The sequence below is a fragment of the Bacteroidales bacterium genome (assembly GCA_023228145.1).
Classification (GTDB): Bacteria; Bacteroidota; Bacteroidia; order Bacteroidales; family CAIWKO01; genus CAIWKO01.
The window spans coordinates 1-24,979 of record JALOBU010000017.1 but is presented as its reverse complement, the minus strand read 5'-3'; the positions used below and the strand labels follow the sequence as shown (position 1 = coordinate 24,979).

At 38.7% G+C, this 24,979-nt stretch carries 21 protein-coding genes and 1 tRNA gene; 8 read left to right on the top strand and 14 right to left on the bottom strand.

Annotation, left to right across the window (positions count from 1 at the left end; translation table 11 throughout):
• Nucleotides 1-59 precede the first annotated feature (59 nt).
• On the top strand, nucleotides 60-635 hold the full coding sequence (locus tag M0R16_09300; protein MCK9613076.1) for a YqgE/AlgH family protein: 576 nt from the start codon (nucleotides 60-62) through the stop codon (nucleotides 633-635).
• Between the two features lie 6 nt (nucleotides 636-641).
• On the opposite strand, the gene M0R16_09295 is transcribed toward M0R16_09300, so the two are convergent.
• Entirely contained in the window at nucleotides 642-1,742 is a 1,101-nt protein-coding gene (locus M0R16_09295; GenBank protein MCK9613075.1) for a tocopherol cyclase family protein, read from the bottom strand.
• A gap of 45 nt (nucleotides 1,743-1,787) precedes the next feature.
• Entirely contained in the window at nucleotides 1,788-2,219 is a 432-nt protein-coding gene (locus tag M0R16_09290) for a hypothetical protein (protein MCK9613074.1), read from the bottom strand.
• Nucleotides 2,220-2,305: 86 nt separating this feature from the next.
• On the opposite strand from M0R16_09290, the gene M0R16_09285 reads away from it, so the two are divergent.
• Nucleotides 2,306-4,663 carry a TonB-dependent receptor gene (locus M0R16_09285; protein ID MCK9613073.1) on the top strand — a complete coding sequence of 786 codons (2,358 nt, stop codon included), beginning with the start codon at nucleotides 2,306-2,308 and terminating at the stop codon, nucleotides 4,661-4,663.
• A gap of 35 nt (nucleotides 4,664-4,698) precedes the next feature.
• Here the strand turns inward: M0R16_09285 and M0R16_09280 are convergent.
• The 4 genes from M0R16_09280 to M0R16_09265 form a co-directional block, all read right to left on the bottom strand.
• Nucleotides 4,699-4,772: transfer RNA gene (locus M0R16_09280), tRNA-Asp, on the bottom strand.
• 67 nt (nucleotides 4,773-4,839) lie between these two features.
• A complete protein-coding gene (locus M0R16_09275; protein MCK9613072.1) occupies nucleotides 4,840-5,583 on the bottom strand; it encodes a shikimate dehydrogenase in 744 nt (247 codons plus the stop codon).
• On the bottom strand, nucleotides 5,584-6,276 hold the full coding sequence (locus M0R16_09270) for a DedA family protein (GenBank protein ID MCK9613071.1): 693 nt from the start codon (nucleotides 6,274-6,276) through the stop codon (nucleotides 5,584-5,586). It abuts the gene before it with no gap.
• Between the two features lie 105 nt (nucleotides 6,277-6,381).
• Nucleotides 6,382-7,779 carry a tetratricopeptide repeat protein gene (locus M0R16_09265; GenBank protein MCK9613070.1) on the bottom strand — a complete coding sequence of 466 codons (1,398 nt, stop codon included), beginning with the start codon at nucleotides 7,777-7,779 and terminating at the stop codon, nucleotides 6,382-6,384.
• 167 nt (nucleotides 7,780-7,946) lie between these two features.
• On the opposite strand from M0R16_09265, the gene glmM reads away from it, so the two are divergent.
• Nucleotides 7,947-9,362: a phosphoglucosamine mutase gene (glmM, locus tag M0R16_09260; GenBank protein ID MCK9613069.1), complete on the top strand. Its 1,416-nt coding sequence runs from the start codon at nucleotides 7,947-7,949 to the stop codon at nucleotides 9,360-9,362.
• A gap of 10 nt (nucleotides 9,363-9,372) precedes the next feature.
• On the opposite strand, the gene M0R16_09255 is transcribed toward glmM, so the two are convergent.
• The 6 genes from M0R16_09255 to M0R16_09230 all read right to left on the bottom strand — a co-directional run bounded on the left by M0R16_09255 (nucleotide 9,373) and on the right by M0R16_09230 (nucleotide 17,288).
• A complete protein-coding gene (locus M0R16_09255; GenBank protein MCK9613068.1) occupies nucleotides 9,373-11,166 on the bottom strand; it encodes a LysM peptidoglycan-binding domain-containing protein in 1,794 nt (597 codons plus the stop codon).
• Nucleotides 11,167-11,169: 3 nt separating this feature from the next.
• Nucleotides 11,170-12,699 (bottom strand): glutamine-hydrolyzing GMP synthase, encoded by a 1,530-nt coding sequence (gene guaA, locus M0R16_09250; protein ID MCK9613067.1) that lies wholly within the window; start codon nucleotides 12,697-12,699, stop codon nucleotides 11,170-11,172.
• A gap of 127 nt (nucleotides 12,700-12,826) precedes the next feature.
• Nucleotides 12,827-15,715, bottom strand: a complete 2,889-nt coding sequence (locus tag M0R16_09245; protein MCK9613066.1) for a PKD domain-containing protein — start codon at nucleotides 15,713-15,715, stop codon at nucleotides 12,827-12,829.
• A 117-nt stretch (nucleotides 15,716-15,832) separates the two neighbouring features.
• Entirely contained in the window at nucleotides 15,833-16,387 is a 555-nt protein-coding gene (locus M0R16_09240) for a hypothetical protein (GenBank protein ID MCK9613065.1), read from the bottom strand.
• An 11-nt stretch (nucleotides 16,388-16,398) separates the two neighbouring features.
• Nucleotides 16,399-16,779: a hypothetical protein gene (locus M0R16_09235; GenBank protein ID MCK9613064.1), complete on the bottom strand. Its 381-nt coding sequence runs from the start codon at nucleotides 16,777-16,779 to the stop codon at nucleotides 16,399-16,401.
• A complete protein-coding gene (locus M0R16_09230) occupies nucleotides 16,779-17,288 on the bottom strand; it encodes a flavin reductase (GenBank protein ID MCK9613063.1) in 510 nt (169 codons plus the stop codon). The genes M0R16_09235 and M0R16_09230 overlap by 1 nt, the downstream gene beginning before the upstream one ends.
• Nucleotides 17,289-17,694: 406 nt before the next feature.
• Between M0R16_09230 and M0R16_09225 the strand changes: the two genes are divergently transcribed.
• Genes M0R16_09225 through M0R16_09215 form a run of 3 tightly spaced genes read left to right on the top strand, consistent with a single transcriptional unit; the run spans nucleotide 17,695 to nucleotide 20,589 of the window.
• A complete protein-coding gene (locus M0R16_09225) occupies nucleotides 17,695-19,230 on the top strand; it encodes a T9SS type A sorting domain-containing protein (GenBank protein MCK9613062.1) in 1,536 nt (511 codons plus the stop codon).
• Nucleotides 19,231-19,233: 3 nt separating this feature from the next.
• Nucleotides 19,234-19,995, top strand: coding sequence for an MBL fold metallo-hydrolase (locus tag M0R16_09220; protein ID MCK9613061.1), 762 nt, complete (start codon nucleotides 19,234-19,236; stop codon nucleotides 19,993-19,995).
• Nucleotides 19,996-20,034: 39 nt separating this feature from the next.
• Nucleotides 20,035-20,589 (top strand): DUF2141 domain-containing protein, encoded by a 555-nt coding sequence (locus M0R16_09215; protein ID MCK9613060.1) that lies wholly within the window; start codon nucleotides 20,035-20,037, stop codon nucleotides 20,587-20,589.
• Nucleotides 20,590-20,720: 131 nt separating this feature from the next.
• On the opposite strand, the gene M0R16_09210 is transcribed toward M0R16_09215, so the two are convergent.
• Both M0R16_09210 and M0R16_09205 read right to left on the bottom strand, forming a co-directional pair.
• Entirely contained in the window at nucleotides 20,721-22,145 is a 1,425-nt protein-coding gene (locus M0R16_09210; GenBank protein MCK9613059.1) for a hypothetical protein, read from the bottom strand.
• 155 nt (nucleotides 22,146-22,300) lie between these two features.
• Nucleotides 22,301-22,768, bottom strand: coding sequence for a hypothetical protein (locus M0R16_09205; GenBank protein ID MCK9613058.1), 468 nt, complete (start codon nucleotides 22,766-22,768; stop codon nucleotides 22,301-22,303).
• 536 nt (nucleotides 22,769-23,304) lie between these two features.
• On the opposite strand from M0R16_09205, the gene M0R16_09200 reads away from it, so the two are divergent.
• The gene (locus M0R16_09200; GenBank protein ID MCK9613057.1) at nucleotides 23,305-24,423 is read left to right on the top strand and encodes an Ldh family oxidoreductase; all 1,119 of its coding nucleotides are present in this window, start codon (nucleotides 23,305-23,307) and stop codon (nucleotides 24,421-24,423) included.
• 42 nt (nucleotides 24,424-24,465) lie between these two features.
• The gene (locus tag M0R16_09195) at nucleotides 24,466-24,870 is read left to right on the top strand and encodes a hypothetical protein (GenBank protein ID MCK9613056.1); all 405 of its coding nucleotides are present in this window, start codon (nucleotides 24,466-24,468) and stop codon (nucleotides 24,868-24,870) included.
• The last annotated feature ends 109 nt before the right edge of the window (nucleotides 24,871-24,979 follow it).

The following is a 24,979-nucleotide window of genomic DNA, read 5'->3' as shown; positions in this document are numbered from 1 at the left end:
ATACAAAGATAAACGTAAAATAAAAAACCAGCTAAATAAATTAACCGAGAGGCAATAAAATGGATTCAAACATAAAACCGGCACAGGGCACCATTCTTATCTCGGAACCTTTTTTAAAAGATTTCTATTTCAAGAGATCTATTATTTTGCTCGCAGAACATAACGAAGAAGGCACTTTCGGATTGGTACTCAACAAGCCTACCGAATTAAAACTATCGGATGTTATGAAAAATGAGAAAAACTTATTCCCTGATGATTTTGACAGCTTACTGTATATCGGCGGCCCGGTAAAAACCGACAGCCTCTTTTTTATCCACACACGCAATGACCTTATAGAAAACAGCATAAAAATTATGAACGGTATTTATTGGGGAGGGAAGATAGATACTGTAAACCGACTGATTCAAAACGGGGAACTTAAAGCCGACGAAATCCGTTTTTACATTGGTTATTCCGGCTGGGCTCCCAAACAACTTGAAGAGGAGCTTCGCATTCATTCCTGGGTAGTTTCAAAAGCCAGCGCTGCTTTTCTTTTGAAAAATACTTCTGAAAACCTTTGGACAAACGCAGTGAAAAAACTCGGGAAAGAATACCTCGAATGGGTTAATTATCCCATTGACCCACAGCTCAACTAACAGAAATTAATATTCGCCGTATTCACAGCCGCCATATTCTGCCCTTAATTCATCTATTAATTCAAGCTTTTTACCTTTTTTATAAAACTTTACCATGCCTTGGGCATGGCCTCCGTTCCATAACTTCCGGTGGTGCTTCTCCCCTTTCGGGTTTTCATAATTAACAAGCAACATAAGGTCTTTTCTGCATTTCATTTTTATTTCCAGAAGATGGTTGCTGCTTTCTGATATGACTTCCCAGTTTATATGGGTCTCATCTTCCGACACATGAAAATACTGTTTCGAATACTTCCAGAATTTTGAAAAATTAAATTCATAAAGGCGGCCTTCGTAATAAAACGCCGTAAGGATTTTCCTTTTCAGAGGAATGCCTAAAACAACAGGGCAGCCCCCGCCTACATCCAGGCTGCTTGTCACTTTTTCTCCGGTTTTTTGAGACACAAAATTGTTACAGTTAAGCCATATCCATGGGTTGGTGTAATCCCTGCCCCAGTTTTTATCCTGATAGCCGTAAGAAGTTTCCGGTTCAACAATGTATTTTCTGCCATTAAATTCAACAGTTCCATGAAATTCACTCATCATGCCCTGTACATGCCAGAACATCCTGAAAACAGCCAAAGAAGAAAAAATCTTTGAGCTACCATACCCAACATCATAGGAAAGTTTTTTATTCACCTGAAGTTCCCATTTCATGTGGCCGGCATCCGTCATATATTCAGGGTGCTGCAGGCATTCTTCTTTTGTAATAATTACTTCTCCCTTTAAAAAATTTTCAGTAAGTATATTTTGCCCCAGCCTGCAATCCAACTTCTGGTATGAGAATTCGCAGGCATCCATATCAAAAAAGTTATGTATCTGCGCTTTTTCGCTTCCCCAGCTTCCTGCCTTTATCATTGCATAACAGGGGCGTTTATCCCCAGCACTGTTTTCCTTCAACTGCCCGAAAACCTTCTTCCCTTTCCACAAAGCCGGATTAATAACATAATATTCTATAAAAAAAGGTTTTAACTCTCCTGTTTCGGCATCCCTGCCTGTAAACGAATGCCACCACCAGTCGTAAGCATTTTTTGCCAACAGGCCTTTTAATTTGTATGCATTTTTGTTCATAGAATAGGAAGTTAAATGATAAAAAGGCGGAAAAATTGTGAAGTATTATTCCTTAATATATGTATCAACCTTATACCAGGGGTCAATATAAGCATCACTATGTTTCGAGGGCATCATATACATTTTACCTTTCTCTTTTACTATTTTAAATGTCAGACGGTGCATCCATCTTTTTTCCTCACCCCATATTTTTGTAACAATAAGACCTTCTTTGTTATCGTACGAGTCAATACTAAAGCCCCATACCGAGTAATTATTCACTTTGTATTTCTCTTTGTCTATATCATTTTTCTTAATGTATTCAGGCGAAAGTCCATCCATAAGCTTTTTATATTTGGGGCCATTGGCATGGTCCATATAGTTAATGTACGTTGCGGTGAATTGCTTTTCAGTATCGCCGTTTACGGATAATTTGGAAGTCTGGCATGCAGTTAAACTAAATAATGTACTGCACAAAAACAAAACTGCTTTTTTCATAATCTTAATTTTCCACTAAATTAAGTAGTTTTTATTTATTCAGGAAATTTTACATATTTTTTTAACTTTGAAAAAATTCTCTAAAATTGAAGCGGCAGCTGGCAGTATTTATCTTCATTTCAGGTATTTCTATTTTTTGTATTGCCCAAAACCTCACACAAACGATAAGGGGTGTTGTAGTTGACAAAGAAACAAAAATGCCCCTGCCGGGAGCCAACGTTGTGCTGATGAACACCGACCCCATACGTGGCACAACAACAGATATCAACGGTAAATTCCGCCTCGAAAACGTAGCTGTGGGCCGGCAGAGCCTCGCTGTAAGCTTTCTTGGCTATGAAGAGTTTTACATAAAAAATATTGAAATCGGTTCGGCACACGAAATGATACTTACCATAGAACTTACTGAAAAGATTTATACCAGTAAGGAGGTGGTCATCACCGCCGGGAATAAAAAACAAAACACCATCAATGAGATGGCTGTCATCAGCACCCGGCAATTTTCGGTGGAAGAAACCAACAAATACGCAGGTTCCTGGGGCGATATTTCGCGCATGGCAGCCAACTTTGCCGGTGTGTCTATGCCTTCCGACGAACGCAACGACATTGTGGTGCGCGGCAATTCGCCTATGGGCGTTTTGTGGCGGCTCGACGGTGTGGAAATCCCCAACCCCAACCATTTTGCAGAGGTTGGCAGCTCGGGAGGTGCCATCAGCATGATAAACAACAACCTGCTCGACAACTCCGATTTTTCCAGCGGCGCTTTTGCCCCGGAATACGGCAATGCCACCTCGGCAGTTTTCGACCTGAAGCTGAGAAACGGCAATAACGAAAAACGCGAATACATTGCACAAATTGGCGCCAACGGCGTGGAATTCGGCACCGAAGGGCCTTTCATCAAAGGGAAACAGGCCTCGTATCTTGCATCGTACCGCTATTCAACCGTTTCGCTGCTCAGCCTTATCGGCATAAAAATCGTGGAATCCGTGCCCGATTTTCAGGACCTTTCTTTTAAGCTGAATTTTCCTCTGAAAAAAGGCTACATTTCGCTTTTCGGTGTGGGAGGCATCAGCAAGGCAGTTTACCGACCCGAAAAAGACTCTTCTCAATGGGATAATGCAGGCGACCGATTCGGAGATATTTCAGGCTCCCGCTCGGCTTTCGGTGCACTAACATGGTTTATGCCCGCAGGAAAAAATTCCTATTTTAAAACCATTATCGCCTCTTCCTATTTTAATCCCGATTATTTGACAGACTCCACAGGCTCCGATTATGAAGTGTATAAAATAAACAGGAAATCCACATCACAACAAACAAATATAGTTTCCATATTATTCAACAGTAAAATAACAACAAAACATATTTTCAGAGCCGGCATCATCTTCCGCAACCAAAATTTTGACGACAACACTTATTATTATTCATATAGCGGAACTCCTGCCAAATACACAGTAAACGATTACAATGGCTCGCTGAATTTGCTTCAGGCTTATCTGCAATACAAATACAATATCAATGAAAAAATTACGCTCACACCGGGATTTCATGCTTTATATCTTTTAAACAACAACCGATTAAGCTTTGAGCCAAGGCTTGCACTTAAGTATGCCGTGAACAACCTGCATAGTTTATCGCTGGGCTTTGGCCTGCACGGACAATCACAACCTTCTCAGATATATTATTCCGAAGTTACTTCCGGAAGCGACACCACCCATCCAAACACATCACTTGATTTCACCAAAAGCTACCATGCCGTGCTAAGCTACGATTGGCTTTTTGCCGAGATGTGGCGTGCAAAAACAGAAGTGTATTATCAGCACTTGACAAGCATACCGGTATCGCCGGAAGCTGCTTACTTGTCTCTGATAAATTTCAGCAACACCGATGACGCTTTCGCCAATAAGGAGCTTGTAAATAAAGGCAAAGGCAGAAATTACGGCATAGAGCTTACCATTGAAAAATTCCTGAGCAGAGGTTACTACATACTGTTCACAGCATCCCTTTACGATTCAAAGTATTACGGCTGCAATAAAATGGAACGCAATACGCGCTTCAACAGCAATTATGCGTTCAACCTGCTGGGAGGCTATGAATTTAAAATCGGCAAAAAGAAAAACAGCTCACTGTGTTTCAGCATCAAAGCCGTTGAGGTTGGCGGGCAGCGCTATACTCCTATTGATGAGGAACAATCGGCCCTGCAACACCGGGCAGTGTATATCGACTCCCTGGCTTACACTAAGAAAACAAAAGATTTTATAAAAATTGACATTCGCATGCGTTACCGCCTGAATGCCAGACGCTGTTCACATGAGTTTGCTGTGGAACTGGGAAACATCCTTGACCGCAAAAATGTGGCCGGCATACGTTATAATGTTTATACCAACGAAATTGAATACATCCACGACCTTCCGCTGATACCACTGGCATCATACAGGATAGAGTTTTAGAAAATAAAAAAGGAAGCTGTTTTTGCTTCCTTTTGCGGTCTGGACGGGACTCGAACCCGCGACCCCGTGCGTGACAGGCACGTATTCTAACCAACTGAACTACCAGACCTGAATTATGAGTGCAAAGATACTATTAATTTGAATTCAAGCAACCCTTATTAATTTTTTTTTATTTTTTATTCATTCCAAATTTTCCAGGATGCCTCCGCCTGTGCTTTCAGCATCGGCATTCCATTACACACCCAAGCACCCTGTGCCGCGCATTTCTTTAAAAAAATTGTTTCTTCCGGGTTATAAATCAAGTCAATGCAGCAATGATTTTTTGTAATAAGAGAATACGGAATGTCAGGAAATGCATTCACATCAGGAAACATTCCCATGGGAGTTGTATTAATTATCAGTTTATATTCATTAATTATTTTTTCAGTTATTCCTGAATAAGACAATATTTTATCACACATTGGTGTGCGCGAAACCAAACTAAAATCAATTTCTTTTTGTTTTAGCACATACGATACGGCCTTTGAACTACCACCGGTGCCCAAAATAAGCGCTTTGTATTGCTTTGGCAGTTTCTGCTTTTCAAGTAATTTGTTAAAACCGTAAACATCGGTGTTATATCCCTTCAAAAAAAATTTATTATTTCGGGTTTCAATCTTTACAGTGTTTACAGCTCTTGCTGCTGCTGCTTCGGCATCAATTTCGTCCAGATAAGGAATGATAGCTTGCTTATAAGGAATAGTAATATTAAATCCTGATATTTGATTTTGTTCAATTAAGGTAAGCAATTGCCCAATATCATTCAATGGGAATAATTTATACTGCGCATCTTCAATATTTTCATGCAGAAATTTTTCGTTGAAAAGTTTTGCAGAAAAGGAATGTCCGAGGGGGAAGCCAATTAATCCGTATGTGCGCATCTATTCTGCGTACTTTGATTTCTTCCTGTTTTTGTGAAGTTTGTAACCGTAATATATTACAATAATTAATAGCAATGCCACAACCACATAATCAATGATATGGCTGTATTTCATAATCTCTCCCCAGTTGTCCCTAAGGTAATAACCTGCTACAGAGAGAATGGTATTCCATATGCCTGCGCCAATAATGGTGTAAATCGAAAAACGTAGCAGATTCATTTTCCCCATGCCTGCTGGTATGGAGATTACATGGCGCACAACAGGAATAAAACGGCAGACGAAAACAGTAATATCTCCGCGTTTGTTAAACCATTTTTCTGTTATATCGAGATCATGCTTATCGAGTAACAAATATTTTCCCCATTTTTCCACAAGCGGCCTCCCTCCTTTAGCTCCCATCCAGTAACCAATCAGCGAACCGATAATGCTTCCTAGCGTGCTAAAAATAATTACACCGGCCCATCCGAGTGTCCCTTCATATATGGCAAAACCGGCGAATGGCATTACAGCCTCGCTGGGAACAGGAGCTACCATGCTCTCAAGCATCATCAAAATCATCACGCCAGCATAACCTGTTGTCTCAATAAAATTGGTAGCAAAGTTGGCTATCCATGCAGTAATACCTGAATGTGTCTCTGCAGCAAGCATTCTGGTAGTATCAATTGTTTGAGTAATTTTTTGTATCAGAATCATAATTAAAATTTGCGCCAAATTTAGCCATTTTTATAAGCTCATTAGGCTAAAAAATACTTTTAAGTGTTTTAAATCAAAAAATCAATTTTTTTTACATCATCTGTTTTAGGAAAAAGCCGGATGATACCTTAATTCGGGTGCAAATAAAAACACTTCTTCATTTTTGCCCGGGTCAAGGGTTAGCGCATGTTTGTATGCTTCATTTGCCTCTTTGTCCCTGCCTGCATAAGCAAGATAGGCAGCAAGACGATAGCATAAGGATGCGTTATCAGGTTGTTGTTTAATGCTTTTGAGGATAACCTCAATAGCCGAGTGTGTTTCGCCCATACTGAATTTTGCTTCAGAAATATTAATCCATATTTCATTGTGATTAGGTATCAGCTCCGCTACTTTCAAATATGCTTTCAAGGCCTGCTCATATTGAGCCATTTTCATCAGTATGTCACCCAGAATATACCAGTATCCATCATTGATGGGTTCCACTTCAACAGCTTTCTGGGTATATAACAAAGCTTTCGGGTTGTTTCCTATCTCTTCATACACACATCCCAATCCTGCCCAAGCTTCGGCAAAGAACTCATCCAGTTCAAGGGCTTTGTTATAATATAAAATGGCATTATTCCAGTTGCCTTCCTTTTCATAACATTCACCAATATTATAATATACCATCGCATCCTGGTATTGAACAGCAATCAATTCTTTGAAGGTTTCCGCAGCCTGATTATAACATTTTAATTCTTTCAAAGCAAAGGCTTTATTGTAATAAGCCGAAGCGAAATTGTCGTCAATGGCAATTGCGTAATCATTGGCTTCAATGGCTTTCTCAAACTGTCCCGTATTGCTAAATGCTATGGCCAGATTAAACCATGCCACTTCGGAATAAGGGTTGCTATCAATATATTTTTGAAAAAAATCGATGGCTTCTTCTTTTTTATTCAGCATCTCAAAGCAATAGCCCAATTCGTAAAGCATGCTGTCGCAGATGATATTTTTTTTTATCGCCGACTTAAGGCATTGAATAGCTTTCAAGTAATCGCCGGAATTTTCATATTCATAGGCAATATTCATGTAAATTTCTGAGGGGTCGTCCCAAACGTGAATCAGTTTCTGAAACTCCCTTACCGAATTGTGATGCATTTTCAGCCGGCTGAAAATATTTGCCCGGGTGAAAATCAGCTCGGATTCCTTGTCTGATGAGGGGTTGATGCTTTTGAGGATGTGCAAAGCTTTATCTTTTTCATTTTGATAAGCATAATGCATCGCCTGACGAAGTTTCAGGGTATCGGAAGCGGGATGCAAATCAATGGCATACTGCAACGCAAGCCTTGATTTTTCGGTGTTATCAGATTCCAGATAGTAATCAATGATATCCACAAATTCATAAACATCAAAAAATACCGGTTTCTCATGCTTCAGCATATTTTCAAAACGGTTCACCAGTAAAGACACTTCTATATCTTCAACATCGCCAAAACTTTCCGGCTCATCAAAATAATCCGACATCTCTGCTTCTGTGTTTGTTCTACAAATTTAATAATTTATTCAGAAATATTGATGTTTTTTTCAACAAAAAGAAAAAAAGCTGTTGAAAATTTTTATAAAATAATCGGAATATTTCTAAGTTTCTATTAACATATATTTAATTTTGTCCCTGTTTTAATTTTGTAAATATGACATTGATACGTTCAATTTCCGGAATAAGAGGCACTATAGGAGGGAAGTCAGGCGAGGGGCTTAATCCCTGTGATGTAGTAAAGTACACCGGGGCTTATGCTTTTTTTATATCGCAGGGGAAATTTCCATGTAAAGTCGTTGTTGGCCGTGATGCACGTACTTCCGGCGAAATGATAAACAATCTGGTGTGCGGGACACTGATGTCCATGGGCATTGATGTGGTTGATATCGGGCTTACAACAACACCGACTACCGAAATAGCCGTTAACGAACTCCACGCACAGGGTGGCATCATCATCACCGCCAGCCACAATCCGGAAAACTGGAATGCACTTAAATTGCTTAATGCCAGAGGAGAATTTCTGAATAATGAAGAAGCGAAAAAGTTACTGAACATTGCTGAAAACGAGGAACTAATTTATTGTGAAGTAGGTAAAATCGGGAAATATTCAAAAAATGAAACGCTTATTGATATACATATTCAAAAAATTCTGAATCTTCCTCTTGTTGATGTTGCCGCCATAAAAAAAGCAAACTTCAAGCTAACAATTGACTGTGTGAACTCCACAGGAAGTATTGCGTTACCCCGCCTGCTAAAAGCGCTTGGAGTAGATGCAGTTCAAGAGTTGTACTGCGAACCTGACGGGAAATTCCCCCACAACCCTGAGCCTTTGCCAGAAAACCTCGGTGAACTTTCCCTGACTGTCATTAAAAACAAATCACATGTGGGGTTTGTTGTTGACCCTGATGTTGACCGGCTGGCCATCGTTTGTGAAGACGGAGAGATGTTCGGCGAAGAATATACACTGGTTGCTGTGGCTGATTATGTATTAAAAAAAACTCCCGGCAACACCGTCTCAAACCTTTCGTCAACTTCAGCATTGCGTGACATCACCAAGAAATATAAACAGGAGTATTTCACATCGGCCGTTGGAGAAGTAAATGTGGTTGAAGTCATGAAAAAGAAAAAGGCGGTCATAGGCGGCGAAGGCAACGGCGGTGTTATTTACCCGGAGCTGCATTACGGGAGAGATGCTTTGGTCGGCATAGCGCTTTTTCTTTCTCACCTTGCCAGGGAAAAAGTATCCTGTTCTGCGCTTCGTGCCAAATACCCTAACTATTTTATCTCCAAAAACAAAGTGGAAGTTAATACAGATAAAGATATCAGCGCCATTTTGAACAGTATTAAAGAAAAGTATAAGAAATACCCTATCAATACTACCGATGGTGTCAGGATAGATATTGATGAAGGATGGGTTCACCTGAGAAAGTCAAATACGGAGCCCATCATACGTATATATTGTGAAAGTAACTCGTTAGTCAAAGCAGAATCCCTGGCGAAAAAGATGATTGCCGACATCAGGGAAATGATAAGCAACACCCCTCTCGACAGCTCGGAAATAATTATATAAAGAAATTAAGTTATTTTTTCTTTTCCAGAAGTTGTATGTCTTTTTTTGGGTTTTGAATGGCATTTACGGCTTTGTAGTTTTCGTAGCGGTATATCATGCAGGATGTATTTTCAAAACCTCCGTTTTCCGATTTGATAAAAGAGAAACCAGTTTCCAGCAGTTCGGGGCTGTATTTATTGAGGCATAAACTGAAATCTTTACCATATTTTTTTATAACACCGGCAAAATACATCATTATATCATATCCCTGAAACCCAAAATAGTCAGGGTCTGTATGGTATTTTTCCCTGAACTTCTTAATAAATTTTTTCGTGGCTGCTGAAGAATAATCCACAAAGCTATGGCCAAAAATATGCAGGTTCAGGTTCATGAGATATTCGAGGTCAAGGCTGAAATATTGCTCCCATGAGGGCATACCAAAAAGTACTATTTTATTATTATAAGCAAGCTCGTTCAGGCTGCGTATGTATGAAGCCACAAAAGCTTCCCCATCGGCAAGTGTAATGATAATGTTTGTTTTGTTATCAGATAACGTTTTAACCAGTCCAGAATAGCCCGCATTGCTATAATTTACGATGTTGTAAGTAAAAATTCCCTGTTGGCCCGACAGGGCTTCAGCCCTTTCAATAAAAGCCTTATAAAGCAAACTGTCCGCATTACGGTGCACGATTGTAATATTACAATCCGGGTAAGTCGCCGAAATAAAAGAAAGCACCTTTTCGGCCTGTGCACTGTATGAAGGCATCAGTTTGAAGGCGGAAGTATTATCCTGTATGGCATCTTCTTTTTTTGAAAAAGGATTTACAATGGGTATTTGATGGCGCATACACCATTCAGCAGCAACAGCAAAATTACTCATGAAAAAAGGGCCGATGACAAGGTCCATATTTTTTAGTTCCAACTTATTCTTTAATAATTCTGCCATGTCTGTGTTTTCAGCCACGTCATAAACATATATCATAAAAGAGCTTCCGCTTTTTCCGATACTATCAAACGCAATCTTCACGCCTTCATAAAATTGGATAAATGTCAGCGACTTATGAGTTGAGGCATATGATTTACTTTCAGCTGTATCAATACTATATGAATGGTCAAGATAAAACGGTATCATCAAAGCGATACGGTATGTTTCCTGCATGCCGGTTTTTCCACAATCATAATTTTTCAGGGTGTCTTTGGGAATAGTATCCCGGATAGCGCTAACAACAGGAACTTTTATTAGTTGGCCTATCTGGATATTTTCACTTAAGCCCGGATTATTTTTTTTCAAGGTTTCCACGGTAAGAAAATATTGCCTGGCTATAGACAGTAATGTCTCACCTTGTTTAACAATATGATTGCCGGAAAAAGATGTTTTTGGTTCTTCTTTGGGTTTAGCAGAAACTGGAATTTTAATCTCCTGACCTGCTTTTATTTTCTCTGTCAGGCCTTCGTTTGCTGCTAATATATCCGCTACCTTGACATTATAATTGAAAGAAATCGTATATAGCGTTTCACCCTTTTTAACATGATGGATGATATAATTTTTATCTTCTTTGCTTTTTGTTACGGGAATATATAGTACAGAACCTGCCTGAATTCCCTTTTTTGAACCCGGATTCACTTTATAAACATCCTCAATATTCACAGAATAAGCCTTTGAAATGCTGTATATGGTCTGCCCGTGCTCCACATTATGAAGGTAACATTCCACATTACCTACCATTGCTGTCCGGGTGCTTTTAACTATTTCCTGAGCCCCAGCAAAGCTAACGAATATAAAAAAAATCAGTACTATGAAAGTAATATTTTTATAATTTTTCATGATTTATTCCCATTCGATGGTTGCAGGAGGCTTGGAACTGATGTCATACACGACCCTGTTCACGCCCTTCACTTTATTAATTATGTCGTTGGAAACCCTTGCCAGAAACTCATGCGGCAAATACGCCCAGTCGGCTGTCATGCCATCGGTTGAAGTTACTGCCCGAAGCGCAACAACATTTTCATAAGTCCGTTCGTCACCCATCACTCCAACAGACTGTATGGGAAGCAATATGGCTGCTGCCTGCCATACCTGAGAATATAAACCTGAGTTTTTCAATCCTTCAATAAAAATGTAGTCCACTTCCTGCAATATCTGTACCTTTTCATGTGTGATATCGCTGATAATGCGTATTCCAAGCCCCGGGCCCGGAAAAGGGTGGCGGCTCAGTATCGTTTCACTCAGACCGAGAGTTTTACCAACCCTTCTGACTTCATCTTTAAAAAGCGATTTCAAAGGTTCCACAACCTGAAGTTTCATAAATGCAGGCAAGCCTCCCACATTGTGATGGGATTTTATGGTGGCTGAAGGGCCTTTCACCGACACCGACTCAATAACATCCGGATATATCGTACCTTGTGCCAGCCATTTCACATCCTGTATTTTTGCTGCTTCCCTGTCGAATACTTCAATAAAAGTTTTTCCAATAATTTTTCTTTTCATTTCCGGCTCAACTACACCTTTCAGATGCTGTAAAAATTTCTCTCCCGCCCTGACGCCGGTAACATTCAATCCCATACTTTTATAATTTTCCAGCACGCTTTCAAATTCATTTTTGCGCAACAAACCGTTGTCCACAAATATGCAATACAAGTTGCTGTCTATCGCCCTGTTAAGAAGTATCGCCGCCACAGAAGAATCCACACCGCCCGACAGTCCCAGTACTACCTTGTCGTTCTGAAGCTGTTCCTTAAGCAAAGAGATAGAGCTATCCACAAAGGAATCGGGTGTCCAGTCCTGTGAACATCCACAAATACCTGCAATAAAATTACTGAGCAATTTCATTCCATCCGTAGAATGATACACTTCGGGATGAAACTGTATTCCGTAGGTTTCTTCGCCATCAACTGTAAATGCAGCAACTTTCACCTCTGCTGTACTTGCCGTAACAATGAAATTATCAGGTATTTTCAATATAGTGTCTCCATGAGACATCCAAACCTGTGAGCCGGGTGTTAAGCCACAAAAAAGTTTGTCCTCTTTTGAAATATAATCCAGATTTGCCCTGCCGTATTCACGTATCTGTGATGGGGCTACCTCTCCCCCATTTGTATGTGCCAGGTATTGAGCTCCATAACAAACCGCCAGCAAAGGAATTTTCCCTTTTATATTGCTTAATATAGGTGCCGGAGCTTCTTTCTGCCTCACAGAAAAAGGACTGCCGGACAAAATAACTCCTTTAATATCTTTAGTGATATCAGGCATTTTATTGTACGGATGAATTTCGCAATACACATTGAGCTCGCGTACCCTGCGGGCAATAAGCTGGGTATATTGCGAACCAAAATCCAGGATAAGTATGGTCTGAGGCATGAAAATGTTTTACCCTGCAAAATTATAAATATGAACGGAATATCATCTATAAATAGTGTATGTATTTATTAACAAAAAACGGAAAGAGAGATGAATACAGGCCGTTCGTAAAAAAAACAAATGTGAACTAGTGTATTTTTGATACCCTGAAATATTTTGTTTGTTCAGGTGTATTGACCATTAAAATATAAAGCCCGTCAGCCAAAGCAGAAATATTTATGTCGTGTGTTTTTTCAATGGTATTCATCTTTTCCTGATACATCAGTTGCCCCGAAACATCATACATGTTAATTTCAACCGGAATATTGATGGGCTGGCCAAAATCAAGAATTACAAAATCACTTGCAGGATTAGGCAACACAAGCAGTTGCGACAGGCAATTTTCTGCAATGCCTGACAGGGCAATACTTACATCATGATATACCGTATCATAACATTCGCCATTGATTGCAACAAGCATCACCGTATATGTGCCACTATCTGTGTATGTGTGCTGCGGATTAGTTTCGTTGCCGGTATTGCCATCTCCGAAATCCCAGAAATAATTTGCAGCACCCGTAGAATTGTTCGTAAATGTAACCGTTGTATTAACAATGTTGTTATTGAATTCAGCATAAGGCTCATCATAAATATTTGCAATAACAGGTACTCGAAAACTAACACAACCTGTTTGTTGTACCTGCCAATCATAGAAGTAATAATAGTATGCATTTCCTGCATCACTACCTGTTATTGATAAAACGCTTGGTATCGTATAAGGGTATGATACTCCATTACTATGACGATAGAGATTAGTTCCTTCGGTACAGTTCAAACGCATATTCGTGCCAGCAGGTACTGAAAAGTTAAGAGTGAGAGTTTGGGGTCCCGTAGGAATACTTAGGGTGATTTGCTGGTTATTGATAACATTATCTGAGGCATTCAATAAACGGATAGTTTTGGAAATAGTTGTTGCTGAAGTATTATTGACTTTTACCGTTTGAAGAGTGAAAGGGACATCGGCATTAAAAATAAGATAATGCGAGCCCGAGCTTGTTCCACTACCTCCACTGGCAACAAATGTCATCCCGCCTGTAACAGGTGCAGGCACTTCATCATTTTCCACATAATAAGTAGTGCTATTATTTAGTAACGGCGTTGTGTATGTGTTACCTGTGTTTAATAATGTACCGCTCGTAGCAGCATCGTACCATTTAACACTGCCATTGGCAGAAGCAGATAATTCAACAATACCAGGCCCGCAATGGTAACCATCCGTAACAGAAGGCGGAACAGCCATGTCAATAACCACATAATCGGTTCGCACCAGTGAGTCGTCTCCTTTACAGTTAAATGCATTAAGTTTTACAGTATACGTTCCGTTGGCGGCATAAATGTGAATTGGATTTACATCGGTAGAAGTAGCGCCATCACCAAAAAACCACATATACGAACTTGCCGCTATTGAAGTATTGGTAAATTGCACCGTACCACTGCAACTATCGTTTAATGTTCCGGTAAAACCGGCTACAGGCAATGCCGTTGGGGCTAAATAAACATTTTCATAAGTAGCCTGCCCGTTAGCCAATACTACATTATTTATTGTTTTGGATGTGTAGCCGGGTGCAGAATAAGTTATGCTGTATGTACCGGCTATCATGTATTTATGATAATTTCCAACGGGCAAAGCAGAATAAACCTGCGAGCTGTCGTTTGCCTGGTCATAGCCGTTAACCCAAACTTTTGCCAGGATAGGTTGTCCGCTGCAGGAGTCCGTAATAATACCACGAACGCCATACAATGATTCCTGGATATAATCTAAAAGCGATTGATAATTTAAATTCCACATATTATTTACATTCTCTGTGGGTGTAGTTTTTTCAAAATCAAGCTCAATGGTTACCTCCCTGCATTGTTTGAAATAATTCATGTAGTCTTGCCTTCCCCCTGTAATCTCATACCAGTCGCCTCCTTCTGTTACACCATCCGGATAGCTTGACATATACGAACTATTTACAGTTCTTGCAGTAGTAACATAATTTGTGCATACCCTCTCCCACCACGCTGCGTCTGCATTAGGGTTATCCGAAGTTTCCCAAGTATCCCAGGGATAATTCATAACCTCTGCTCCTCCATGAAAATTTGCACCCATATTAAAGTGATGTTCATTGGCAAATGCCATGAATGCTATTGTTTCCGGCTGCCATGAGTTATTATCCGGATGCTGGCCGGCACTCGGGTCAGGATAATTTCTGTTCAGGTCAACATTCGCTTGATTGCCTCTCCGTGTTCCTCCAAATGAAGTAACAATTTCACTGCCGGGAGGATTTGAACCATAATATGTACCGTCAGGATTAGCTAAAGGGCATATCCATATCTCGGCGCCATTTACAAGATTTGTCACCTGAGTAATAGAACCATAGTTTGTCAGTAAGTAATTAATTAGTCTAAGCATCAAATAATAACCGGTCGTTTCATCTCCGTGCATTGACGAAGAATAAAGAAATTGCGGCTCGTTTTCAGCTGTATTAACATTATCCGATATTTTAGCAATCAGAATTTTATAATTGCCTGAAGGAGTTGGTGACAAAATAGTGTCAATATCGCATAAAGTAGGATAAGTGCTGGCAAAATTTGCCAGCATTTGTTCGTAAACACTATATGTCGGATACCTGTCCCAATTGAGCATTTCAGCAATGGTAGTAGCCATAGTAACTGCCTTGGCGCTACTTTTATTAACTATTTCATAAGGCAGATTTCTTGTTAAAAACTGCTGAAATTCATTCATATTAGCATAAGCACGGACTTCATACCCTTGACCATCAGATAATTCTTTTACATAATCAATGGACATTATCTGAGTTAGGTCATTATTAATCTCTGCTTTAGTAGCCACATTAAATTTAATAACAATTTCCCCGTGTTGTTGCAATATTTGCAGTGCCTGCTTATCTTTAATCTGGGTTTTATTATCTTGCTGCGCAAACAGAAAATTCACTACAAACAACAAGAATATATAAACTACAAATGTCCTCATACGTATTTGAAATTTTTCCGAAAATTACGAAACTTTATCGTTTCGTCTTTATGTTTAGCTAAAATTTAACAATAAGACGCAGATAAGAAAAAAAAGGTTGTTCAGAATAAGACAATACTATTCAGCAGCCTGTTTGCTTCCCAACATGGCAATCTGCTCCAGCATCTGCTGCGCCAGAACTATAGGTTCGGGCTTCTCTTCCAGAGAAATCATGAGGTCATAAAATTTCCGGTTGGTTTCGGAAAAAACACCAACTTTTAATTTTGCCGCCGAAAGCGCTGCTGCATAAGCCAGTGAGGGATTATCAGAGTTATCAATATTCATAAGGATATCAAAATCTTTATTGATAAAATCCACCACTTTTTCTCCCAGCGGTTTTTGATACCAGTTTATATTTTTCTTAGTAACGTAATCGAACATCAGTCGCGGATAGCAATAATGTGGAAGGTTCTTATAATTTACCCAGCCCAGGGTCCTTACTTCTTTTTTCCCGGCCTGCAGCCTGCTCACAAAATTGGTTATGGCAACATATTCGTTCTCTTCGCCAACGGTATAAATAATTCCTATAGTTTTTGCATAGTCAGGATGGGTAAGTTTCTTTTCCCTTACAATTTTAGGAAGTTTGTTTTTTATTTCGTTGTTCAGAAAATATGTTCTTAATTTTTCAAACATTAAAATTATTTTTATTCAGATGAAACGAGAAAATCTTTCTTTTTGTATATCGCAAAGCTACTTTTTATCAGATTTTCTAAATCTATAATTATTTTTTCATCCGCAGTTTTAAAATGGAAACATGATTTTCCGGTCATGCATTTTTCAAGATGTTCCGGCATTTGTTCAAGTAATTCAGGGAAAATATAAACCGGCATGAGATAAAACGCTACATACTTTGGCTTTAAAACAAGTCCGCCAAAATAAAATTCGGGATATTTTCTTCCAAGCCATGTTACTTTCTTTTTAGACCAAAGGTCGTAACGGCTTTCTGTTGACGTTGTTACGGTAAGTGGCGGGGCGTAGCCATCCATTATTTTTTTCAAGCGTTGAAAAATAATTTGTAATTCCATTATTCCGCTTTAAAGGCATTTATTATTTCGCAAATATACATACGGTGATAATCTTTAATGGGATAATTTTTGTCAATCTCGGGAAGGAGAAAGTGTGCAGGTTTGATATCATCGTGATAAAGCTTTTTGCATTCAAAAAACAAACGTGATTCCTGAAATGAAATATTCTTCAAAGAAGTTTCAACAACACTCAGGCCTTCAATGTTCATTTTATTAATCTCTTTTCCGGATTTGGTTCCCAGCAAAGTCAAAATATCCCGGTATTTTTCCGAAAAGAATGACAAAGTAAGATAGTCATTGCTTTCAACAAATTGGTATGTATGCCGCTGAGGACGTATAAAAACAAAGGCAACGGGTTTTTTCCACAAAACACCAAAGCCGCCCCAGGAAGCCGTCATCATGTTGTAATTATCTTTTGTGCCCGCAGCAACCAGCATCCAGTCCTTGTCGAGCATTGCAAAAGCGTTTTCGGTCAGTGAAAAAATGTCAATAGTTTTAAAATGCTGCATCTTGATTTTTTTATCATGCAAATTTATGAATTACTAAACATACCTGTGTAAATTAATATTCAAAATTCATTTTTCAGGGCTGAAACCTGTTGTTTGGAAATAATTAATAGAGGTTGTCTCAAAATCACTTTGTGCACCTTTGTGCAGTCCCTGCCTCGCTGTCAGGCAGGCTTTGAGGTTAACATTGTGGTAAATATAAATTGTTGAAACACAAAGAACACAAAGTACACACTAAGGTAATCACAAAGGTAAAGCCAACAATTTAAACCTTCGAGGCAGCCTCTGTTAATAACGGATACCAACACATTCAATAAAGGCTTTAACCCTACTGTGAATTAACAAACCAAAATCTATTGTTTTATTGACAAAAAAATCTATTTTTGTTAAACATAAAAAATCATAAAACATGAAAAAACTATCCACCCTCTTATCCTTTTTGGTCCTGTCATTATTTTCTCAGGCACAACTCAGTCCGATATGGTCACTCAATTGCGGAGGAAATAACATGGATATACTGGAAAACTGTTGTTACGGAAAAGAAAACAAATACACCTTTGTGGGAAATACCCGTTCCACAAATCACGATATAACAACAAACCACGGAGGTGTTGATGCATGGATTTATATAAAAAATGCCGATGGTTCAACTTTTTATTCCAAAACCCTTGACGGCACTTTTGACGATTATGTAACAGATGTGGTACAAAACAGCGACACTCTATACACCTTTCTCATCAACTCCAATTCATTCGGCACCACTGATTTTCCAAATTACAACGGTTCTTCAGATATTTGGCTAAAAACATTAGGCTCCGACACCCTGCTGAGTACCGGAATCAATATCGGCGGTTTCGATGCTGATTACGGTTACGACCTTTTACTGCCTCCGGATGAAGGATACATCGTGGCAGGCAAATCCAGTTCAACAAATGGAATTTATAGTGAAAACCATGGGGGGGAAGACGGGTTTGTGGTGAGGTACTCTAACACAGGTACATTGTCCTGGGGACATTGTTTTGGAAGCGCTGCCGATGAAGGCTTATTTAAAATGGCTTTAACTCCCAACGGAAATATATTTGCTTTCGGGCAAACCAAAGTGTCAGGAAATTACAACCCATGGCTGTTAAAACTAAGCTCAACAGGAAATCAACTGGATGAACGCATTATTCAGGGCGACAGCAATACCTATCCTTTGGCACTGGTTGCCATTAACGACAATCTGTTATTTGCTGGAGGATTCACCAATTCAACGGAAATGGAATTTGATGCCAATAACGACAACCATGCCGGATACATTGTACGTTTTGACGGCAATACCGATTATGACACAATTGTCTTCATTTCGGGGAACAGCATGGAAATGCTTACCGACATCATCAGGTATGGTGATACTTTGTTGCTGGCTACCATAGTCAGCATTTCCAATGCAGGCATTTTCACCGGAAATCATGGCAGCAGCGATGTTTTTGTAGCCATTTATGATTTAGATCTCAACATTAAAGGCATTTACCCCTTTGGCGGCACCGGTATGGACGGGGTGTATGAGTTCTGCCTTTCTTCTTCATTTCTAACGCCATCCAATGAAATGGTCGTTGCCACTTGCTCCGAATCCACAAATGGCCATGTGCCGGCAAATTACGGTATGGTTGACGGCTGGATTTTTAAGTTTAACCCCGAATTACTTATTTCTGGAATCAGCGATGATGCAGAAGAAAACATCAGCATTTATCCCAACCCTGCAAAGGAAACACTCAACGTGCTGCTTCCGGAAATATCAACATGCAGCATCAAACTTTGCGGCATCAACGGAAAGATTTTGAAAGAATGGCAAAATTGCGGCAATATTAACCGTTTGGATATAGGAGACATCCCGGGCGGAATTTATCTGCTGCAAATCAACAATGAAAAAAACACCATCACCCGCAAAATTATTATCCCTTAAAAAATGTACGTTACTTTTCTCGGTACAGGGACATCCCAGGGAGTTCCTGTCATTACATGCAATTGTGAAACCTGCCTTTCGGATGACCCCCGCGACAAACGCCTGCGCTCATCATTACTTGTTGAAACATCGGAAGTAACTTTTGTTATTGACACCGGACCGGATTTCCGCCAGCAAATGCTGCGCGAAAAAGTAAAAAAACTTGACGCCGTTATCCTTACCCATGAGCATAAAGACCATACTGCCGGCCTCGATGATATCAGGGCTTTCAATTTTATACAAAACTGCGCCATGGATGTTTATGCACGGGCTTCGGTAAACCGTATCATCAGAAGAGAATTTGATTATGTGTTCAGCAAAAACAAATACCCGGGCGTTCCCAAAATCATTCAACATGATATCCGTAACGAAGCGTTTACCGTAAAAGGAATTAACATCATACCGGTTGAAGCCAAACATTATATGCTTAAGATTTTCGGATACCGTATCGGTTCTTTTGCTTACCTGACCGATGCCAGCGACATCCATATCCGGGAAAAGAAAAAGTTACTGCAGCTTGATGTTCTGGCCGTCAACGCATTACGCATAAAACCACATCATTCGCATTATAATCTGGAACAGGCATTATTTTTGATTGAGGAACTTCAACCGAAAAAAGCATACCTGACACATATCAGCCACCTGATGGGAAAACACAGCGACATAGAAAAAAAACTACCTGAGCATGTGTCCCTTGCTTATGACGGCTTAAAAATTTCAATTTAATTTTGTAATTTTGCATCTGCATTATTTGATATGTTTTTTTTGCAACATAAAATAACACTTTCGGTTCTTCTGTTCATGGCAATAAGCCTGTCATACGGTCAGAATTTCCCTGTGTTGCCCGGCGACAGCAATCCGCAAAACACAGAAAATATTTTTCCCCCGCCTGTACCTATTATTAGTATAAAAGACAGCATTCCTGTGTTTGACTCCCTGCACGGTAAACTGAATATTTTTGTTAAGAATATCACTAAAATAATCGGCACCATCAATATTGCTATTTTCAACAACATGAACAGCTTTATGAATAAAGGGCCGATTTTCAAAGGAATGATTATCCCTGTGAACGCATTCAGTATGATGATTCCTTTCGACTCCTTACCCAAAGGCCTTTATGCAGTGGCCGTATTTCATGACGAAGATAATAACGGTATCCTGAATACGAATAAAATGAATATCCCCACGGAAGGCTACGGGTTTTCAAATAATATAGCCAGCAACCTTGGCCCGCCTTCCTTTGCCCAGACCAATTTTTTATATCCCGGTAAAAACAAAACCATAACCATAAATATGGTTTATTTTAAGTTTCCGAAATAACGGTTCACGCGTATGTGGCAATAGCGGATTAGAAGCACTTCACTTTCCGTTTTGCACAATGTTTCTTAGAAGCATATACTTTCTATTTACCACTTCACCCGCTATTGCCAAATACACGCTGTTACAAAACATTATTTCTTTTTGCGCATTCTTAATAAAATATTATACTTTAAACCTTCGTAAGAGGATTTTGCTTGATAAATTATAAATTCAGCAGTGTCAGTTTGTATTAATTTAAAGTTTCCCCCCATGTGTTCATTTTCGTATTTGTTAGAATAATCATTTACAAAAATTGGGTTATTTATATGAGGATTGAAAGTGTTACCACCATCAGTTGAGAGATAGACTCCCAATTGAGCATCATCAACATTCCCTGATTTGTCTAAATACATTCGTTTTGTTATGTAATGGTGCCAAGCTCCCATTTTAAATTTCTTAACACCTGCTACCATTAAGAAAATACTGTCGCCTCTTATTTCGATATAATTTGGCTCTGAACAACCGACAGAGCTTCTCCAGCCATAATGCTGATCCAATACAGGGTTATTATCGGAATTAGTCCAACTAGTTAAATCATTTGAAAAAGCCATACCTACTCTCTCATAGCCTTTAGAATTTCTTCCATCGTAAAACATAATAAATCCATCCTTATATTTTTTTACTTTCGCATAAAATACAGATTCATCATTCCAATCACCTTTTCGACCTGGTGATAAAATGGGATTTTTAGATATCTCGAATGGTCCGATTAAAGAGGTCTTAGATGTTGCCATACCTATATGCCTTTTCCCGTCAGAGCTATACCCATCCAGAAATAAATACCAGATATTGTTATTTCGAACAATATCAGAGACAAATGGAGTTTGTTTGTTTTTTCCTGATTTGTCTATTCCTGCCCAAATACAATTTTTAAAATCAGAAACAGACAGAATTGGGGCACCTTCATTAGCTGCATCCCAGTTCACTAAATCATCTGAAACAGCCGCGTATATCTGAATCTTTGAGATGTCAACCTCATTTACTATCATTACCCACTTTCTTAATAAGCTATCATATTCTATGGATGAAAAACCTATGCTCTCACCACTGAATTGAGGCCATATTTTCGGATTAATTATTGGCTTTTTAAGGTGATTTTTAAAGCCTGAAGGAGCTGTATTCCATAAAACAACTCTCTGTTTTTTTTCAGGAAATCCAGTTCCTCTTATTAGTTTCCCAAGGAATATTTTATTTTTGTCAAAATCAATTTTTTTTATTTGTCGTATATTTTCCACTCCTGCATCAAACAAGGGCTTATTGCTACCCCAACCAATTACCCAATTCTCAATTGAAAGAGAATCTAAAGAAAGTTTTTTTAAGTTTTTGATGATTAAACTGGAATCATTGTCCAGAAACTCTTCTGTTAAAATATAATTACCTTCAACTGTATTGTCAAGTTCATAATTTAAAATCATGCATGGTTCTGAGATCGTAAAATTAAAATTCACCTTTTCAATTTTATCTGAACATGAAAAAGTGATTGCAAGTATTAAAGTTAATGATATATATTTTTTCATAATATTTTGTAATGATTGGCGTTTGGAATAGCTGGGCATTTAGTAGCAGTTGGTGTTAAACCACTGAAATATTTGAACGTTGTATTAATTGTCAAGTTGTACGTTACTGCCCAGTTATTTCCAAGTGTGTGTTATGGCGCATAATTAATACTTTTTTATCTATGAAAAGCTGAGCCAATGATTTCAATAAAAGTTTTATCAAAATCCTTTCTCAACAAATATAGCTGTATTGCAGCAATTCCTAACCAAGGTATCTGAATATAACCAAATGGAGTTATAAGAATTAAAAAAATTGATGTTCCAATTAGTCCAAGTTTTACTTTTTTATGCTTATTAAGAATCAATAATCCCATAGTAATCTGAAATAATGCTATAACTAAGATAAAAAATTCAGGAGCCTTTGATACAATTTCAGAAAATATTGTTCTATAGAACTTCAGGAGTGAAGCCTCTCCCATTTGAATAGTAGATTGCGGATTGGTAATTGCATTAACTATATTAATCCCTATTGCCATTATCAAATAAAAAATCCCAAGAAAAATTCGGCCAATGTTAGGTTTTAAAACACATAATAGTATGACTATTAGCACAAAACCAATGCTCCAAATAATTTTTTCATCCATATCTCAATAACTTTTAATTATTAGTAAATTCCTTTAGTTAATGTATTAGAGTCTTAATATTATACAGCACAACACCTGTGTTAGCGTATTACGTATATTTTCACTTTAGTTCTTTATTGCATTTACTTAATTTTAACAACTTAAAGTGCACATATTCAACTAAATAAGTATCTACAAATTTAGCAACAGGATACAACGGCAATAATTTCCAATCATAAAATTACACAAATTTTACTTATTATTATTTTTTGAATGATTTTTTTATTCACATTTAAAACAATACCTCCAACAATAAAATTTTACCTTTGCCCTACAATAAAAATAGCCACTAGCCACTAGCCACTAGCCACTAGCCAATGGCCACGAGCTAAGAGCCAAGAGCCAATGGCCACGAGCCAAGAGCCAATAGCTAATGGCCACGAGCCAAGAGCCAATAGCTAATGGCCACGAGCCAAGAGCCAATAGCTAATGGCCAAAAGCAACAAGTCAATGGCTAATGGCTAATAGCAAAAAAATACGTATCAAAATAAAAAAACATGACTCCACAAAAAACACACTTCGTTGACTTCAACATCATGGAACGCTTCATGGCTGAAGTTCTTATAAAAGTCGGCGTACCGGAATATGATGCAAAAATATGCGCCGAAGTACTTATCACCGCTGATAAATCCGGCATTGACTCACATGGTTTTAACCGACTGAAACCGATATATTTTGACCGTATCAAAGAGGGCATTTTAAATCCTGTTACCAATTTTGAAGTTGTTAGGGAAAGTCCCGCCACCGCTGTGGTTGACGGGCATAACGGCATGGGGCATGTCATTGCAAAACGCTCCATGCAAATTGCCATTGACAAAGCAAAAAAAACCGGCATGGGAATGGTGGCGGTTCGCAACTCCACACATTACGGCATTGCCGGGTATTATGCGCTGATGGCCGCCAAAGAAAATATGATAGGTATTACGGGAACCAATGCCCGTCCTTCTATTGCACCAACTTTTGGTGTGGAAAACATGTTGGGGACAAACCCTCTGACCTTCGGCATGCCAACGGATGAAGATTTTCCCTTTTTGCTGGATTGCGCCACTTCTGTTACACAACGAGGAAAAATAGAATTGTATGCGCGGCAGGGAAAGGATGTGCCTAAAGGCTGGGTGATTGATGAAAACGGAGAATCAAAAACCAATGCTCAGGAAATTCTCAAAGACCTGGTAGCCGAGAAGGCAGCGCTGGCGCCTTTGGGAGGTGTGGGAGAAGATACAGCTGGCTATAAAGGTTATGGCTATGCTGCCGTGGTGGAAATACTTTCTGCAGCCCTGCAAAGCGGCAGCTATATGAAAATGCTGCTGGGATATGAAAACGGGAAAAAAGTCCCCTACCCGCTCGGACATTTTTTTATTGCCATTGACATCAGCGCCTTTACCGAACCTGAAGAGTTTAAACATATTACAGGCAATATTTTACGCGAGCTGCGCGCTTCAAAAAAAATGCCCGGGCAAAACCGCATTTATACCGCCGGAGAAAAAGAACACCTGGCATGGCTGGAACGAAAAAACAAAGGGCTTGCAATCAATGAATCCCTTCAAAAAGACATTATTCAATTAGTAAAAGAACTTGGAATAACCGGCTACAGTTTTCCGTTCCTGAATAAATAATTTTGGCTTTTATTAAAATGTATTTTATTTTACAAAAAAAAAATGTTGAAAGTTTATATAAAATATTTCTCATCAATTTTATTCTTGTGTTTTGCATGTGTTGCAACAGCACAAAATAATAACCCAAACAATGGGAAAAAATATGTAACTACCGCATTTATAAATGGTGTTAATAATGGAGAAATTAAAGCAGTGGAATTGTGTAAAGATTCTGTTTTAACTGCTGATTCCAATTATGTAATCATTGAATTTACTTTGACTGCAAAAGTAAATAGTAATAATGACCTTGTCCAAATTAATAGCCATAGCAATAAGTTCACTGAGCAACAAAAAAAAATATTGTTAACTAAAAACCCCGGCGAAAAAGTTTATATTGAATATATCATCTGCAGTGATACTACCGGTAATAGATACGAACTCGCACCATTAATTATAACACTTAAATAATTAAACTAACCCGTTGTGCTATTAAAATTGTTAAATAAATTGTTCATAAATAAATCAAAAAAATTGTGTAATATACTGATATTCAGCATATAAGATTAATATTTCAAAA

Coding starts and splice junctions, on each gene's coding strand:
- M0R16_09255 (MCK9613068.1), bottom strand. CDS start 11,166: ATGAAAAATTATAAAAATATTACTTTCATAGTACTGATTTTTTTTATA.
- M0R16_09225 (MCK9613062.1), top strand. CDS start 17,695: ATGAAAAAACTATCCACCCTCTTATCCTTTTTGGTCCTGTCATTATTT.
- M0R16_09300 (MCK9613076.1), top strand. CDS start 60: ATGGATTCAAACATAAAACCGGCACAGGGCACCATTCTTATCTCGGAA.
- M0R16_09245 (MCK9613066.1), bottom strand. CDS start 15,715: ATGAGGACATTTGTAGTTTATATATTCTTGTTGTTTGTAGTGAATTTT.
- M0R16_09230 (MCK9613063.1), bottom strand. CDS start 17,288: ATGCAGCATTTTAAAACTATTGACATTTTTTCACTGACCGAAAACGCT.
- M0R16_09205 (MCK9613058.1), bottom strand. CDS start 22,768: ATGGATGAAAAAATTATTTGGAGCATTGGTTTTGTGCTAATAGTCATA.
- M0R16_09295 (MCK9613075.1), bottom strand. CDS start 1,742: ATGAACAAAAATGCATACAAATTAAAAGGCCTGTTGGCAAAAAATGCT.
- M0R16_09210 (MCK9613059.1), bottom strand. CDS start 22,145: ATGAAAAAATATATATCATTAACTTTAATACTTGCAATCACTTTTTCA.
- M0R16_09240 (MCK9613065.1), bottom strand. CDS start 16,387: ATGTTTGAAAAATTAAGAACATATTTTCTGAACAACGAAATAAAAAAC.
- M0R16_09220 (MCK9613061.1), top strand. CDS start 19,234: ATGTACGTTACTTTTCTCGGTACAGGGACATCCCAGGGAGTTCCTGTC.
- M0R16_09235 (MCK9613064.1), bottom strand. CDS start 16,779: ATGGAATTACAAATTATTTTTCAACGCTTGAAAAAAATAATGGATGGC.
- guaA (MCK9613067.1), bottom strand. CDS start 12,699: ATGCCTCAGACCATACTTATCCTGGATTTTGGTTCGCAATATACCCAG.
- M0R16_09275 (MCK9613072.1), bottom strand. CDS start 5,583: ATGCGCACATACGGATTAATTGGCTTCCCCCTCGGACATTCCTTTTCT.
- M0R16_09195 (MCK9613056.1), top strand. CDS start 24,466: ATGTTGAAAGTTTATATAAAATATTTCTCATCAATTTTATTCTTGTGT.
- glmM (MCK9613069.1), top strand. CDS start 7,947: ATGACATTGATACGTTCAATTTCCGGAATAAGAGGCACTATAGGAGGG.
- M0R16_09290 (MCK9613074.1), bottom strand. CDS start 2,219: ATGAAAAAAGCAGTTTTGTTTTTGTGCAGTACATTATTTAGTTTAACT.
- M0R16_09265 (MCK9613070.1), bottom strand. CDS start 7,779: ATGTCGGATTATTTTGATGAGCCGGAAAGTTTTGGCGATGTTGAAGAT.
- M0R16_09200 (MCK9613057.1), top strand. CDS start 23,305: ATGACTCCACAAAAAACACACTTCGTTGACTTCAACATCATGGAACGC.
- M0R16_09270 (MCK9613071.1), bottom strand. CDS start 6,276: ATGATTCTGATACAAAAAATTACTCAAACAATTGATACTACCAGAATG.